Source organism: Vibrio ruber DSM 16370, assembly GCF_900163965.1.
In the GTDB taxonomy this organism is placed as follows: Bacteria; Pseudomonadota; Gammaproteobacteria; order Enterobacterales; family Vibrionaceae; genus Vibrio; species Vibrio ruber.
In genome coordinates this window covers 15,328-29,245 of the sequence record NZ_FULE01000028.1, presented here as the reverse complement: position 1 = coordinate 29,245, position 13,918 = coordinate 15,328, and the positions used below count along the sequence as shown (strand labels likewise).

The 13,918-nt window shown below is 45.9% G+C and carries 14 protein-coding genes; 9 read left to right on the top strand and 5 right to left on the bottom strand.

What is annotated here, in order from left to right; all coding sequences use genetic code 11:
* On the bottom strand, positions 1-160 hold a 160-nt coding region (locus tag VR7878_RS10150; protein ID WP_077333472.1), incomplete at its 3' end, for a transposase.
* 292 nt (positions 161-452) lie between these two features.
* On the bottom strand, positions 453-1,187 hold the full coding sequence (locus VR7878_RS10145; RefSeq protein WP_077335844.1) for a glycerophosphodiester phosphodiesterase family protein: 735 nt from the start codon (positions 1,185-1,187) through the stop codon (positions 453-455).
* Positions 1,188-1,481: 294 nt separating this feature from the next.
* Between VR7878_RS10145 and VR7878_RS10140 the strand changes: the two genes are divergently transcribed.
* From VR7878_RS10140 to VR7878_RS10110, 7 genes are all read left to right on the top strand, one after another.
* Complete coding sequence (locus tag VR7878_RS10140) at positions 1,482-2,249, top strand: DUF3450 domain-containing protein (protein ID WP_077335842.1); 768 nt, start codon at positions 1,482-1,484, stop codon at positions 2,247-2,249.
* A gap of 1 nt (position 2,250) precedes the next feature.
* Positions 2,251-3,615, top strand: coding sequence for a MotA/TolQ/ExbB proton channel family protein (locus VR7878_RS10135; protein WP_077335840.1), 1,365 nt, complete (start codon positions 2,251-2,253; stop codon positions 3,613-3,615).
* Positions 3,615-4,154 (top strand): MotA/TolQ/ExbB proton channel family protein, encoded by a 540-nt coding sequence (locus VR7878_RS10130; RefSeq protein ID WP_077335838.1) that lies wholly within the window; start codon positions 3,615-3,617, stop codon positions 4,152-4,154. The genes VR7878_RS10135 and VR7878_RS10130 overlap by 1 nt, the downstream gene beginning before the upstream one ends.
* On the top strand, positions 4,151-4,555 hold the full coding sequence (locus tag VR7878_RS10125; protein ID WP_077335836.1) for an ExbD/TolR family protein: 405 nt from the start codon (positions 4,151-4,153) through the stop codon (positions 4,553-4,555). Before VR7878_RS10130 ends, VR7878_RS10125 begins: the two co-directional genes overlap by 4 nt.
* Complete coding sequence (locus VR7878_RS10120; RefSeq protein WP_077335834.1) at positions 4,555-5,181, top strand: energy transducer TonB; 627 nt, start codon at positions 4,555-4,557, stop codon at positions 5,179-5,181. Before VR7878_RS10125 ends, VR7878_RS10120 begins: the two co-directional genes overlap by 1 nt.
* A gap of 2 nt (positions 5,182-5,183) precedes the next feature.
* Positions 5,184-6,359, top strand: coding sequence for a tetratricopeptide repeat protein (locus VR7878_RS10115; protein ID WP_205409448.1), 1,176 nt, complete (start codon positions 5,184-5,186; stop codon positions 6,357-6,359).
* A gap of 178 nt (positions 6,360-6,537) precedes the next feature.
* A complete protein-coding gene (locus VR7878_RS10110; RefSeq protein ID WP_077335830.1) occupies positions 6,538-7,398 on the top strand; it encodes a DNA ligase in 861 nt (286 codons plus the stop codon).
* 152 nt (positions 7,399-7,550) lie between these two features.
* On the opposite strand, the gene VR7878_RS10105 is transcribed toward VR7878_RS10110, so the two are convergent.
* The 3 genes from VR7878_RS10105 to VR7878_RS10095 form a co-directional block, all read right to left on the bottom strand.
* The gene (locus tag VR7878_RS10105; RefSeq protein ID WP_077335850.1) at positions 7,551-8,921 is read right to left on the bottom strand and encodes an MATE family efflux transporter; all 1,371 of its coding nucleotides are present in this window, start codon (positions 8,919-8,921) and stop codon (positions 7,551-7,553) included.
* Between the two features lie 405 nt (positions 8,922-9,326).
* Positions 9,327-10,049, bottom strand: a complete 723-nt coding sequence (locus tag VR7878_RS10100) for a riboflavin synthase subunit alpha (RefSeq protein WP_077335828.1) — start codon at positions 10,047-10,049, stop codon at positions 9,327-9,329.
* A 123-nt stretch (positions 10,050-10,172) separates the two neighbouring features.
* On the bottom strand, positions 10,173-11,042 hold the full coding sequence (locus tag VR7878_RS10095; protein ID WP_077335848.1) for a fructosamine kinase family protein: 870 nt from the start codon (positions 11,040-11,042) through the stop codon (positions 10,173-10,175).
* Positions 11,043-11,339: 297 nt separating this feature from the next.
* Here VR7878_RS10095 and VR7878_RS10090 point away from each other — a divergent pair, with 297 nt between their 5' ends.
* Together VR7878_RS10090 and VR7878_RS10085 are read left to right on the top strand one after the other, a co-directional pair.
* Positions 11,340-11,681, top strand: coding sequence for a DUF3802 family protein (locus VR7878_RS10090; RefSeq protein ID WP_077335826.1), 342 nt, complete (start codon positions 11,340-11,342; stop codon positions 11,679-11,681).
* Between the two features lie 138 nt (positions 11,682-11,819).
* Positions 11,820-13,886, top strand: a complete 2,067-nt coding sequence (locus VR7878_RS10085) for a methyl-accepting chemotaxis protein (RefSeq protein ID WP_077335824.1) — start codon at positions 11,820-11,822, stop codon at positions 13,884-13,886.
* Positions 13,887-13,918 lie beyond the last annotated feature (32 nt).

Below are 13,918 nucleotides of genomic sequence, written 5' to 3'. Positions count from 1 at the left end.
TTTTTTCTTGCTTGAGCTGCCTTACCCACTTATCCATTGTCGATTTACCAACACCCATGGCTTTTGCAGCTTCAACAACGGTGTAGTTTTGATCGAGAACAAGTTGCGCTGCTTCGAGTTTGAATTCCGCACTGAAAGTGCGTCTGGTACGCTTGGTCATAGTTTCACCTGTCATGCTATGAGGTGTATTTTAACACCTCTAATCAGGTGGCCAAATTCACCGTACCACTACAGTTTATATTGAACATAGACAACTACCTCATATAAGTGAATGATCCACATGTTGAACATTACAGTACAAATATGAGTAAAAGTAAGTCAAAGAATTGCTATACAAATTGAGATATAAAGCAGATCTAACAACGAATGGTAACCAGTAAGATCCAGTCATATCGGGGAAACGAAGCTGATAGATTCATTCAGACTATCAGCTTATATTAAACACTTCTGCATCAACCTTCTGTTTTTTGAGCCGTTGCTGGTGCTAAAAATCGTTGCGGAAAATCACTGAAAATCCCATCAACGGCAGACAGGTGTCGGAAACGCGGATTGTTGACCGTATAACACCAAATCTCAACTGACTTTTCGCGTAGCTTTTTGATCTGTTTCTTGGTCAGCCAGCGTGCATTGAGATGGCAACTGAAAGCGGATGTTTCATCCAACAGACGGATAATTTTTTTGTTCAGTCTTTCGGCTAAAACACCGAGACGAAATTCAGGCAGCTGACGGCTCATTTCCCGCATCACATCATGATGGAAGCTGGATAATAAAATCGAATCGGGTGAGACATCACTGGTCTCTAGTTCTTTCTTGAGTGAGGCAATCACCGGGCCGGTCGCCTCATGATCGAGTTTCACTTCGAGATTGACATGGATACCCGTTGCTTTCACAACTCTGAGCAGTTCTTGCAAGGTCAGAATGGTTTCTCCGGCAAAACTTGGTGCAAACCAACTGCCGAAGTCGAACTGTTGAAGTTCCTCGACGGTTAGTTGATCAATGCGTCCTTTACCGTTACTACAGCGATTAATTTTGTAATCGTGACAGACCACCAGAACCTGATCTTTGGTGGGCTGAATATCCACCTCGATCCATTCAAGGCCGAGGTCAATCGCGGCCATGATACTGGCCATGGTATTTTCCGGGTAGCTTCCGGCGACACCGCGGTGTCCGACAATTCGGGGCTGCATGATGTACTCCTTACGAAAAAGTGTTGTGAATCATAGACTGAAGAGCCTGCAAACGATAGCGTCGCGTGTCGATCAATATGTCCCGGTAAAAGAGTGGGGGTGTTGTCATATAATTCAATCAGTTGATAGAGACAGTATCGAAGTGGTGTCGAGCCAGTTTGTTGTTGGTTGATGGCAAATTTTTGAATGACTGCCAGTTTAGCGCAAATCGTAGCATAGAATTGATTTATCTGTTGATAATGAGAGTTTTTCTCATTAAGATGAAATCAATTTGACGCAACCTACTTTATCTCTATGAATCGTTTCAGATACAGTGCATTCGCTTTGGCTGCATTGGCAGCATTTCCGACATTCGCAACAAAAATCGATCAAGCTCAATCCATTCAGGAAAAAACCAATCAGGCCTCCGCACACAGCCAGAAGGTCATTGATAAGAGTGCCTCTGAATCAATTGAACTGAAAGCATCCATCGAAAGGCTGAGAGAAGAGGTCAATAACTTACAAGTTTATCGCCATCATCTGAAAACTTTGATTGACAGCCAGAACCAAGAAATGACCAGTCTGACGCAGCAAATCGATGAGATCAAAGAAACCCGGCAGGGGATTGTCCCTTTGATGTACCACATGATTGACGGACTGAAACAGATCATTGCACAGGATAAACCGATCAAACTTGCACAGCGCAAAGAACGTGTTGAGAAATTGACTGCGTTGATGGGAAGAGCCGATGTAAGTGAGGCAGAAAAGTATCGCCGTATTTTAGAGGCCTACCAAATCGAAATGGATTACGGTAATAAGATTGCAACTTATCAGGATGATATCACCACGGCTGATGATGTGACCCGGGAAGCTGATATTCTTTATGTCGGTCGCCTGAGTCTGATCGCGAGAAGTTTAAATCATCAGTCATTCTGGGTGTGGGACATGCAATCTCATCAGTGGATCAATGGTGACACCGCACTATTATCACGTATCAATCAAGCGTTTGATTTAGCCAATCAACAGATTGCTCCGACCTTGTTGGATGTTCCTGTTTCTCTCACCGTTGCGGAGGCAAAGTAAGATGAAATTGAAAGTATGCCTCAGCCTTTGTTTATTCAGCCTGACCACATCCGTTATGGCTGATAATCACAACCAGACATCGTTGGTCAATCAAGCGCAAACTGCACAACAACAGGAACGGCAACATAACCGTGAGAGAGAAGCGTCGTTTCAGCAAACCGAGCAGACGTTACGTGAAGAAGCGGAACGTTTGCAAAAAACCAAAGCCGCGCTGCAAAAAGAGATTGATTCACTGACATCCCAATTCAGTAAGAATGAAAGCGCTTTGGCGAAACAGGAAGAAAAACTCCGGCTGGAAACCGGCTCGTTGGGTGAAATCTTCGGTGTGGTGCGGCAAAACGCAAAGACCCTCCGGTCAGATTTGTCTCATTCAATCACTCAGATTGACCGACAGACTTATACGCCGGTTGTCGATGATATTGTCGCCGCGAAATCTCTGCCGTCACTCAAGCAGCTCAACGGATTGTGGCAGAGTTTCAATGAGCAAATTCGTGCCAGTGGCGAAGTCGCAGCTGTGAATATTCCTTACGTCGATGAAGCGGGAATCAAAAACACCGAAGCGGCTGCTCGTCTCGGTTCATTTGGTTTGATTACTGAGCAAGGGTATATGAACTGGGATCACAACAAACAGGTGGCGATTCCTTATCTCAAGCAACCCGATGACGGGCCGACGCTGAACAGTATTGCACCATTACTGGCAGGTCAGACCCAGCCGCTGATAGTGGATCCGTCAAAAGGAACTTTACTGGCGCAGCTTGCGAATGCTCCGACCATGTTGGATCGGCTAAAAGCGGGCGGCGTTGTCGGGAATATCATTCTCGGTCTGCTTGCTATTGGTTTTATTATCGGTCTCTTCCGCGGTATTTCACTGGCTGTGATTAAACAAAAAATTAAAGTGCAACTGAAAACGCCGGAGCGACACGGCGATAATCCGTTAGGCCGGGTGCTGAGTGTTTATGACAAAGAAAAACACCGGAGTGTTGAAGCGTTGGAACTTCGTCTGCTGGAAGTTGTAGTTGATGAACAAAGCCATCTCGAAAAAGGATTGTCGATGCTCAAACTCCTTGCCGCGTTAGCACCGATGCTCGGATTACTCGGAACCGTGACAGGGATGATTGAAACATTTCAGGTTATTACGCAGTTCGGTAACGGCGATCCGAAAGTGATGGCCGGCGGCATTTCAATGGCGTTGATTACCACGGTGCTGGGGCTGGTTGCTGCAATGCCGATGTTACTGGCACACAACATTCTTTCTTCTCAGGCTGAAAGTATTCGTACCATCCTTGAAAAACAGGGAATTGGCTTAGTGGCCGCACAAGCAGAAAACGATCAAGCCGCGAAAGATGATGTGGAGCAAGCTGCGTGATGGAAAGTTTTTTCATGCCATTTCATCAGTTACTGTTGCCGCTAAGCCATTTTATGGCTCAGGGCGGCACGGTGTTATGGTGGCTGGCAGCGGTTGTTGGTTTGAACTGGTTACTGGTGATTGAGCGTTTGATCTATCTGTTTTTTCATTTTCCCAAACAAAAACAGCGCTGGATTCAGGCATGGACTGAGCGAGATGATCAGTCCTCGTGGTATGCCCGATCAATCCGTGAAGGTTGGCTGGGGCAGGCTCACAACGCGCTTCATCAGAATCTGAATTTTATCAAGGTGTTGGTGAGTATTTGTCCGATGTTAGGGTTGCTCGGGACGGTGACGGGGATGATCTCTGTCTTTGATGTAATGGCCGACCAAGGCAGCAGTAATCCGAAACTTATGGCCTCGGGAATTTCTCTGGCTACTCTGCCGACTATGGCGGGGATGGTTGCCGCACTGGTGGGCATGTTTATCTATGCCCGACTGTATAAAAAATGTCAGTGGCTCGAAATGAAACTCGAAAAGTCACTGAGGAGTCGTTTATGAGACTGGGAAGACGCTCAGTAAAGCAGGATGAAGCGCAGGTCGATCTGACCTCGATGCTGGACATTGTATTTATCATGCTGATTTTTTTTATCGTGACCAGCTCTTTTGTGCGCGAATCCGGTGTTGAAGTGAACCGGCCGAAAGCGGCACATGCAGTGAGTCAGAAACAGGCTGGTGTATTTGTGGCGATAACGGCTGCCAATGATATTTATATTGATAAGCGGCGTGTCGATGTCGAACGGGTGCAGGCAACACTGGAACAGATGTTACTGGATAAGCCCGATGCATCTTTGGTGATTCAAGCCGATGAGCACGCTTATAACGGAACTGTCGTCCAAGTGATGGATGCGGCCAAAAGTGCCGGTGTTCAACAAATTGCATTGGCGGCGGAGAAACGGTAATGATGCGCTGGTTATTGGCTCTGCCGGTTGCAATTGTTTTTTCCGTCGGCCTGTTTAGCTTTATGGCCTGGATGGTGGATGACGGTTCGCATCAGAAGCCGGAAGAGCAGCGGGCTTTGCAGTTTAATATGCTGATGACTGAACCGGATGATGCGGTGCAGCGCCGCCAGAGAACGGTACCGGAAAAACCAAAGCCGCCTGAAGCTCCGAAAATGATGACTGCCGCTCAGCAACAGTCGTCGGTCAATCATGCTCCGACGATGGCGTCTGTCCCTGAGTTGGGATTATCTGTGGGTTTGGACGGCGTAGCGATTCAGGCGCCTGCGCTCGATATCAATGCGATTGGCAGTAGTCAGCAGGTCGTGCCGCTGTATCAGGTCAAGCCTGATTATCCGCCTAAAGCGATGCGGCGGCAGATTGAGGGGTCTGTGACATTACAGTTCGATATTGATGAGACGGGTCGGGCAATCAATATTCAGGTGATCGACAGTCAGCCTAAACGGATTTTTGATCGCTCAGCCAGACGGGCGATCAGCCAGTGGAAGTTTCAGCCCCGGGTTGTGAACGGCAAGGCTGAGAAACAGGTGGGAATGACTCAGGTCATCAAGTTTGAGATGGATAAATGAAGATGAAATATATTTTTATCGGTTTGTTATGGTTATATGCCAGCACTGTCTCTGCGGTGGAACTGAGTCGTCATGTCGCAGCCCAAGTGATGCAAGCTCAGAAACAGGCCGAGCAACAACATCTGGAACAGGCGATTGAGACCCTGCGTGCAGTCACCGCGGCGAAACCACAGGATCAGGCTTATGTCGCTTTACTGCTAGCTAATTACTACTGGCAAAATGAACAAAGTAAACAGGCGATAGTACAAGCGCGTTACGCTGTCACATCAAACCAGCTCAAAGATGAACTGGGCTGGTCAGCCAAGCGGATGCTGGCGGATCTGTTGGCGAATGACCATCAGTATCAGGAAGCGGTAACCTATTATCGGCAACTGGCAGACAACGCACCGGCCAAAAAAGACGTGTCTCAACTCTGGCTGCGGATCGGACAAATTCACTATCTGTTATCTCAGTGGCAACAAGCATTAGATGCGATCTCCCAATACCAACATTTTCAACTGCCGGATGCGGTGACGCCACTCTCAATTCAGTTGGGAGCACAAATCCAGCTGACTCGGTACAAAGCTGCAATTCCAACCATTAAGCGGTTGCTGGCGCTTGAACCTGAGCAGCGTAACTGGTGGCTGCAATTGGTGAATATGGAGCTCAAAACCAAACAGTTCCGCTCGGCGCTTGCTTCGTTAGAACTGGCACGACTGAAAGGCGTGAAACTTTCGGAACAAAATCTGAAATTACTTGCGAGCCTTTATGCCCAAAACGGCATACCTGAAAGAGCGGCCCGGGTGATGGCTGAGCTGGCTGGGCAATCCTCACCGACACTCGAAGAACTCACCCAGACGGCTTACTACTGGCAGCAGGCAAAAGAGTGGGATGAAGCGACTGAAACCTGGCAGCTCGCAGCCCAACACGATAAAAAATATTACCGGAACGTGGCTCGTTTACAATTACAGCAAGGGAATTATCAGGAGTCGCTTGACGCATTGGCCTTATTGCAGGGACATGCTCAGGCCGCAGATATTGCATTGCTACGGACGCAGGCACTCTACAAACTCAATCAATTTGAGCAGGCTCTCAGTCAGGCGAAGAAAGCCGACCGGATTCAACCGTCCAGTGAAGCGAAAAGTTGGATTAAGTACCTGACCCAACTGCATGAGTATCGGAAAAATAGAGAATCTTAACCGGCACGTTGCACGCCATATTTCTCTTTCGAGTTATATCACGATATTGATGAACGGTTATGTCGCTGATGAATGAGAAAGTGAATCTTCCCTCGAATTGAAACCTGACATCAGGTGACATCTCTCTGGTGCTCAGTCATGTTATCGGCAGACCAACTGATAACAGGATTGAGCCACCGTGAAAATAAAAATGACCTTTCTTTCACTCCTGATAATGGCACAGGGGGCTGACGCCGGATTCGGATTATATGATCAACTGCCTGAACAGGTCATGCTGGCCAACACTTACATCCCTCATCATAATGAACTTGAATTGAGCCATTATCGAGTCAGTGAAAAACTGGATGGTATTCGCGGCGTTTGGGACGGCAGGCATTTACGGACTCGCAATGGCACACTGCTCCATGCCCCGCAGTGGTTTTTACGTCAGTTACCATCATTTCCGGTTGAAGGAGAACTCTGGGCCGGAAGAGGACAGTTTCATGTTGTTCAGCAGACAATTTTAGATCAGCATCCCTCTCCAACGAGCTGGCAACAGATATCATTCATGTTGTTTGATATTCCTTTCGGCATCGGTCCTTACCATCAGCGCTATGAGAAAATTAAATCATGGCTGTTGAGTCAGCCCGATATTCCTAACATTCATCTGATTCAGCAACTTGCCGTGACATCACACAAGGCACTGAATCAATTGATGCAGCACATCACTAATGCGAAGGGCGAGGGCTTAATGCTACGTGATTGGAATGCGGTTTATCACGCCGGGCGTAGTGACACGTTGCTTAAGATGAAACCATATCGCGACGATGAAGCACAGGTGATTGGTTACAAAAACGGTAAGGGGAAGTATCAGCATCAGGTCGGCTCACTGTTAGTCAGAAACCGCAGCGGGGTTGAGTTTTATATTGGGAGCGGTTTAACGGATCAGCAGAGAGCCTCGCCTCCGGCTATCGGAAGCTGGATTACTTATCGTTATGACCGGCTGACCGTAAAAGGAAAGCCACGTTTTGCTCGGTTTCTCCGGGAGCGACTGCACTGAATCGTGTATTACGATTTTTTACCGTTCTTTTTAGATGGTGTTAGAGTTAGATGGCGTTAGAGTGGAAGGGGGATTCAGGTGAATCGGACTCAAAAAATAACGGAGATGCGATGCATCCCCGTTATTGGAAAATAATCAAGATGATGATTCAATCATGATGAAGCCACATTCAGTTTAGGAATCGTATGCTGTTTGAAGATCCACACCAGTCGGGTTCCTAACATCAATGCTGCTGCAGATAGGCCAATGATAAATCCGACCCAGAATCCGGCTACGCCCATCGGTTCTACAATCCAGTTGGTAAAGGCCAGAATGCAACCGAAAGGTAGCCCGAACAGCCAATAAGCAATAAAGGTGATATAGAAAAGGGACTTCATATCTTTATAGCCTCGCAAAGCGCCCGCGGAGACAACCTGAATTGAATCGGTACATTGATAAATCGCAGCAATAAACAGCAGATGAGCGGCTAATGCAATGACTTCAAGATTGTCTGTATACATCCAAGCCAATTGTTCACGGAACAGGATCGTTAATGCCGCAGTGATAACAGCGGTACTCAGACCTAAGCCGATGCCGACTTTTGAGGCGATGATTGAGCCTTCAAAGTCATCTTCACCCAGTTTATGACCGACACGAATACTGACTGCGGCACCGATACTCATCGGCAGCATAAACACCATCGATGAGAAATTCACAGCAATCTGGTGTGCAGCCACAACCGTTGCACCTAATTTGGCAACGAGCAGGGCAACCACGGCAAAGAGTGATACTTCAAAGAAGAAGGCTGCTGAGACGGGCAGCCCTAGCTTGAATATCCGAATTTGCTCTTTCTTATTGATCCGAGCAAGTGCTCTGAAGGGAGACATCGATTCCAGCCGTTTTGACGTCATAACATAAAAACACAGCATCAAGAACATCGTCCAATAAACGATCGCTGTCGCGACGCCACATCCGACACCGCCCAATGCTGGCGCACCGAACTTACCGTAGACAAAGATCCAGTTCAATGGAATGTTGATCAGTAAGCCAAGGAATCCAATCACCATGGCAGGTTTGGTCATCGACATTCCGTCCGTCAGGTTTCTCAGCGCCTGAAAAAGCAAAAATGCCGGAGCGCCAAACATCATGGCATACATGTAATTACGGGTTTTTTCCGCCAGAGGGAGAGCGATATCCATCCAGACCATGATTTGGTTGGTCTGGAATAAAATCAGAATGGTCGGGATGGTGAGCAAAAGCGCCGTATAGATACCTTGCTGAATTTCGTAAGGAATACTCTTCTGTTTGCCAGAGCCATTTAATTGAGCAATCACTGGCACTAAGGCCATCAGGATTCCCATGCCGAAAAGAATGGTTGGCATCCAGATACTACCGGCAACAGCAACAGCGGCCATATCGACAGCACTTGCGCCACCTGCCATCACGGTGTCAACAAACCCCATTCCCGTTTGTGCCACTGAGGCGATTAACACCGGAACGGCAAGGTTAAATAATTTTTTTGTTTCTGCTTTATAGAGGTGCACAAAATTACCCAATGAGACAAAAAATAAAACGTAATTTACTGCTATTTATATATACCTCATATTCTGAAACGTCAGAGATGGTATTGGTTCTCTGACATCCATTTGGTATATAACCGCAGCCCGATAGCCTGAGCCCTGCTTGAGATGATACTCATAAACCCGAGCCATCTCATTGTGCTTGTCCTTGCACTGACGTTATTCAATGAAACTATTATATGAGCCTCATATCAGAGTCGTCTGAATATATTCTATCACTGTCATACGAAGGAGGCAGCAATAATGTTTCCATCAATGGTTCAAAGAGTGGTAAAAGTTGCTCGAATCGCATGAGGAAAAAATCTTTTTATTCATCAAGTTGCACTTGGTTGCAGAAGCGTGGGATGACCTCGCTTCTGATGTGACCGACTACGAGTGGTTCTGTTTGGATAATGCTGTTTGAGCCGCCTGGCCGATAGACTCAATATCGGTGTTATTTGCGGCTAAGAATCGCTCAAATAATGGCATCAAAGCGCCCATTTTCTCATCAATGGCATCGCGTACGGTATCGACTACGACTTGCGTACCGCGTTCGATTTCTATATTGATATGTGAGCCGTTCTGCTTTTGTTCGAAAGTCGTCATTCTGCGAGTCTCCGGGATCAACCAGACATCAAACCAGCTTTCATTTTTATTCACGTCCGAAACAGTCAAACTCGCGCCATTCAAGGCAATATAACCTTTGGGGAAAATGTACTTCATCCATTCGCGTGGTACTGAAATGCGGACACGATAGTTATCATCAATTTGTTGTACGTCAAGAACCGACGCTTTGAAATCAATATGTCCCGAGAGTGGATGCCCGCCGATTTCGGCGCCGTCTTTCGCTGCGCGTTCTACATTGACGCTTTGGTTCTGCCGGTATTCGCTTAGCGTGGTAATTTCTAGGCTTTTCAGCATGACGTCAAACTTCACTTTTGTCGCCGTTACGATCTCAGTCACTGTTAAGCAAACACCGTCAACCGCAACACTTGCACCAATTTCCAGGCCATTGCAGAAACCAGGTTCAAACTCGATGTCAAACGTTCTTATACCTTGGTGGTCACTGATAGATGAGATAAGACCGACAGACTGAATTATACCTGTAAACATTGTTGCTCTCCTGTGATACCCATGTGACAGTGTCGTCGTCAGTATTTTGAACCAGTTGTCTCTTAATTCCCAGCGTCTTCTCTCATGGTTAATGATTCATTTCACACGATGGTTCTTCTGAGGTTATAACTCCTCTAAAATATAGCGAATCAACTGTTGCGCATCATCGAGATAATGGCCGCCAAAACAGTTACAGTGATTGAGAATATGATAGAGATTATAAATGTGCTTACGTTCTTGATAAGCCAGATCTAACGGTAAAATACTTTCATAGCCTTGATAGAACTCAGGTTCGAATCCACCGAACAACTCTGTCATCGCAATATCACATTCTCTATCTCCCCAATAACAGGCCGGGTCAAAACAGAAGGGCACGTCCCCGTTATCGGCCACATTGCCATGCCATAAGTCCCCGTGAAGCAATGATGGTTTGGGTTGATGAGAACCAAGCCGTTGGGCAATGACTTCGACAAATTTATCGATATCAACAAATACGATGCCTTTTTCATAAAGCAGTTGCAATTGCCAGCCGATTCGCTGTTCGGCAAAAAAACGATGCCATTTTTTATTCCATGAATTGGGCTGGATAGTCACACCGATATAATTGTCCTGATCAAAACCGTACTCTTTTTGCTCTTCCCACTGATGAAGACGTGCTAATTGCTCACCGAAAAGGTAGCTGCGCTCTCCGCTCTCCAACGGTTTGAAATTGATATAATCTAATATAAGAAAAGCATGAGTCTTTGAGCTGCCGACTAATCTCACTTTGGGAAGGTTGACACAATGACTACGCGCCAAGATTTTGAGGTTATCTTGTTCGCAAATCAATTGTGAGAGCCCTTCTTTTTCCGCAACTTTGACAAAATATTTATCGGCTCCGTCACTGATGACATAGCAGGCATTGATATCGCCGCCATGAATCCTTTGCCGCTCGTGAATTTGAAATTCTTTGCCTAATGTAAGTGATAGTTGTTCTACGATACCTTGCCACATAACGATTACCTCGTAACCACGCCCACGTAAGTCTAGGTGAGAGTTGATCATTTTGCCTATTCTTTATAATTAATAGTGACTTGGATATGATACATCCCCAGAATAGTGTGATTTAATGTGTTCTCTACTGTTCCGATTTGAACATTCAGTCCTTGAAATTCGCTACAGATTGTTTATAGACTGTGCTAAACGTTCAAAAACAATAATTTTCTAAACAGCGCTACTGTAAAAATTGCGTTCTATAATTAGAATAGAAGTAATTGCTGGCTTAGACATGAATCATCGTGGAGTACAAAAGTGGTTGTAGAAACCGAAGGCTATCTGGCATTGATAGAGCATCTCTCATTAAATCTCGACGTGTTCATGCACGAAGGCGATATAGGTCAGGAGAGTGTTGAAGATGTTGTAACGGATTTAGTTGCAAGTAATATCATGGATATTTTCGAACAAAACCCTGAGCTTCACTCAAGTGTCCGCTTCCAGCTTCTGAAAGAAGCAGATATGGTTGCCGAAGATTTGGAAGAGGTTTTGGCCGGATGTTGGAAGAAAAAAGCAACTAATGAACAAATCCGTTTTCTGGATGAATTTATCGCATTAATGAAGAATCTCTTTGATACAGCTGTTGCAAGGTATGACTGAATATGAACAATCAGCTACGCTAATGTTGAATTTTAGTGATATAAATATCACTGTCATGAATTTGTCATATATCTGTTACACGAGTGAAATTTTTTATTCTTAGCATCAACGCAGGTATTCACCAGATGACCAATTCAGATGCTACGTATTTTCAAATTTTTTTCCTCATCCTCTCTTATCAGAATTATCAGTGCTTGTTTCGTTGCCTTTATTCTGTTTGTGGTTCTGCTTTCCTATCAGGGACTCCGTGGGCTACATTCTGTTGCCGGGCAGTTTGATCACTTATCTAACCGGGCATTTCCGCTGGCAATTACCAACGCGCAGCTTGTGCAGGCTATTCTCGAAAATACCAAGCTGATGAGTGCAGGTATTCGGACAACAGAACAAGATCAACTGATTCAGATTCGTGACGGCATTGATCAAAAGATCAATGCAACGCAAACCTTATTAGAGCAACTCAAACATAAGGCTGATGATACGGTTTCGCAGAGCAGTCTTACTAAAGAGCAGGTCGATACGATTGTTCGTGATGTGGACACATTTGTCTCTCTCAGCCGCTCATTGATGTTGATACAAACAAAGAAGTTGAAAGAGCAAGCACAGTTAAAAGATGCTGCTGAGACTTTTCGTTATGGCGTGAGTTCTATCGGGCCGGAAATGAGCCGCATTGCTAATATGCTGGCGTTTGAAAATCCCGAAGCAATGGATGCTGCCAATCGCTTTATTGCGAATGCATCAAAAATGGAAAGTTTGTTTTTGATGCTGATGATGGAGAAAGATGAAGCCGCTGCTCAAAATTTTTATAAAACGCTGAGAACCCGTGAAGCGGGGGTGTCTCTGGCTTTTGATGATTTTCGGGAGATGTATCCTGAGGTATCTGAGTTTGCCAGTTTGACGGCACCTTATGAACTCATGGAGCAAGGTTTTGCGGAACACGGTGTCATCAAACAGGTATTGGCTCAGATTGACTTGATCCACAAACAGGATGAACAACTTAACCAAGCGATTAGTATTGCAACCGAAACCATTCAGAAACTGGATGATATTTCTCAGGCCGCCAGTCAGCAGATTAAGGATAATCAGTCACTTGTCAAAGAAACACTGAGTGTAACAACCGCTGCACAGGTGTGGTTCATGGTTATTGCGATTATTGTCTTGGTTATCGTGTGGTTTCTATTACGTCGGTGGGTTTTGCATAGTCTGCGTCATATTCTGACCGAATTACATTCTCTCGCGCAAAAAGACTTTTCAGATAATCTGATTGAATCAGGGCCATCAGAGCTGAGAGGCGTCGCCAGAAATTTGAATGAAGTGATTAATGCGATTCGTTTATCGCTTAATCAAGTTACCGAAACATCCTCATCACTGTATCAGGCTTCTGAAATCAGTCATCAGGCATCAGAAAGTAGTCAGCGACGTTTGACGCGCCAGAATGAAGCTTTGGCAGGGATGAGCACCACCATGACCGAAATTGAAGCATCAATCAGTGAGATCGCATCAATTACCGGTGAGACCTATCAGGAAAGCCAGTTATCCGTTTCTCATGCGCAGAATGGGCTCGAAGTATTGCTTCAGAATCAGGATGCGTTGAAGTCTCTCAATGCCCGACTGGACAGTAGTGATGAGGCCATGAATGAATTAGTTGAGCGCGTTGATCAAATCCGGGGCATGGTGAATCTGATCAGCGGAATTGCTGAGAATACCAATCTGCTTGCTTTAAACGCTGCAATAGAAGCTGCAAGAGCGGGAGAGCAGGGTCGGGGATTCGCTGTGGTTGCCGATGAAGTCAGAAAGTTAGCAAGCGGTACATCAGAACAGACAACTAACATTCGTCAACTCATGTCAGAGTTGGTCTCATCCGCCAATCGATCTCGTCAGGCCGTGAATGATTCACGCGAGCAGATGTCACTGGCATTAGCGTCAGGAGATGAAGTTAAATCGTCATTCACGTCAATTGAATCATCCGTTCAAGGGATTTGTGCCCGTGTTGAACAGATCTCTGTCGCAGCGGAACAGCAAGAAAAAGCGACAGCAGAGGTGAATCATTCCATCGCTTTAATTGCTGAACAGGGACAACATACCGCGTTAAGCTTGCAGGAAGTGGTCGGTAGTGCCGGGCAGGTTTCCGACATTGCAAACCAGCAACAGACGATGTTGTCACAATATCAATTGTCAGCAACATCAACCTCCGCAGCATCTGCTTAAACCTCATCTATTTCATCTCGGTGTCAGGCATC

What these genes read in the sequence shown, in the direction of transcription:
- VR7878_RS10125 (WP_077335836.1), top strand. Translation starts at nt 4,151, where the DNA reads ATGAGACTGGGAAGACGCTCAGTAAAGCAGGATGAAGCGCAGGTCGAT.
- VR7878_RS10140 (WP_077335842.1), top strand. Translation starts at nt 1,482, where the DNA reads ATGAATCGTTTCAGATACAGTGCATTCGCTTTGGCTGCATTGGCAGCA.
- VR7878_RS10100 (WP_077335828.1), bottom strand. Translation starts at nt 10,049, where the DNA reads ATGTTTACAGGTATAATTCAGTCTGTCGGTCTTATCTCATCTATCAGT.
- VR7878_RS10145 (WP_077335844.1), bottom strand. Translation starts at nt 1,187, where the DNA reads ATGCAGCCCCGAATTGTCGGACACCGCGGTGTCGCCGGAAGCTACCCG.
- VR7878_RS10120 (WP_077335834.1), top strand. Translation starts at nt 4,555, where the DNA reads ATGATGCGCTGGTTATTGGCTCTGCCGGTTGCAATTGTTTTTTCCGTC.
- VR7878_RS10130 (WP_077335838.1), top strand. Translation starts at nt 3,615, where the DNA reads ATGGAAAGTTTTTTCATGCCATTTCATCAGTTACTGTTGCCGCTAAGC.
- VR7878_RS10085 (WP_077335824.1), top strand. Translation starts at nt 11,820, where the DNA reads ATGCTACGTATTTTCAAATTTTTTTCCTCATCCTCTCTTATCAGAATT.
- VR7878_RS10115 (WP_205409448.1), top strand. Translation starts at nt 5,184, where the DNA reads ATGAAATATATTTTTATCGGTTTGTTATGGTTATATGCCAGCACTGTC.
- VR7878_RS10095 (WP_077335848.1), bottom strand. Translation starts at nt 11,042, where the DNA reads ATGTGGCAAGGTATCGTAGAACAACTATCACTTACATTAGGCAAAGAA.
- VR7878_RS10135 (WP_077335840.1), top strand. Translation starts at nt 2,251, where the DNA reads ATGAAATTGAAAGTATGCCTCAGCCTTTGTTTATTCAGCCTGACCACA.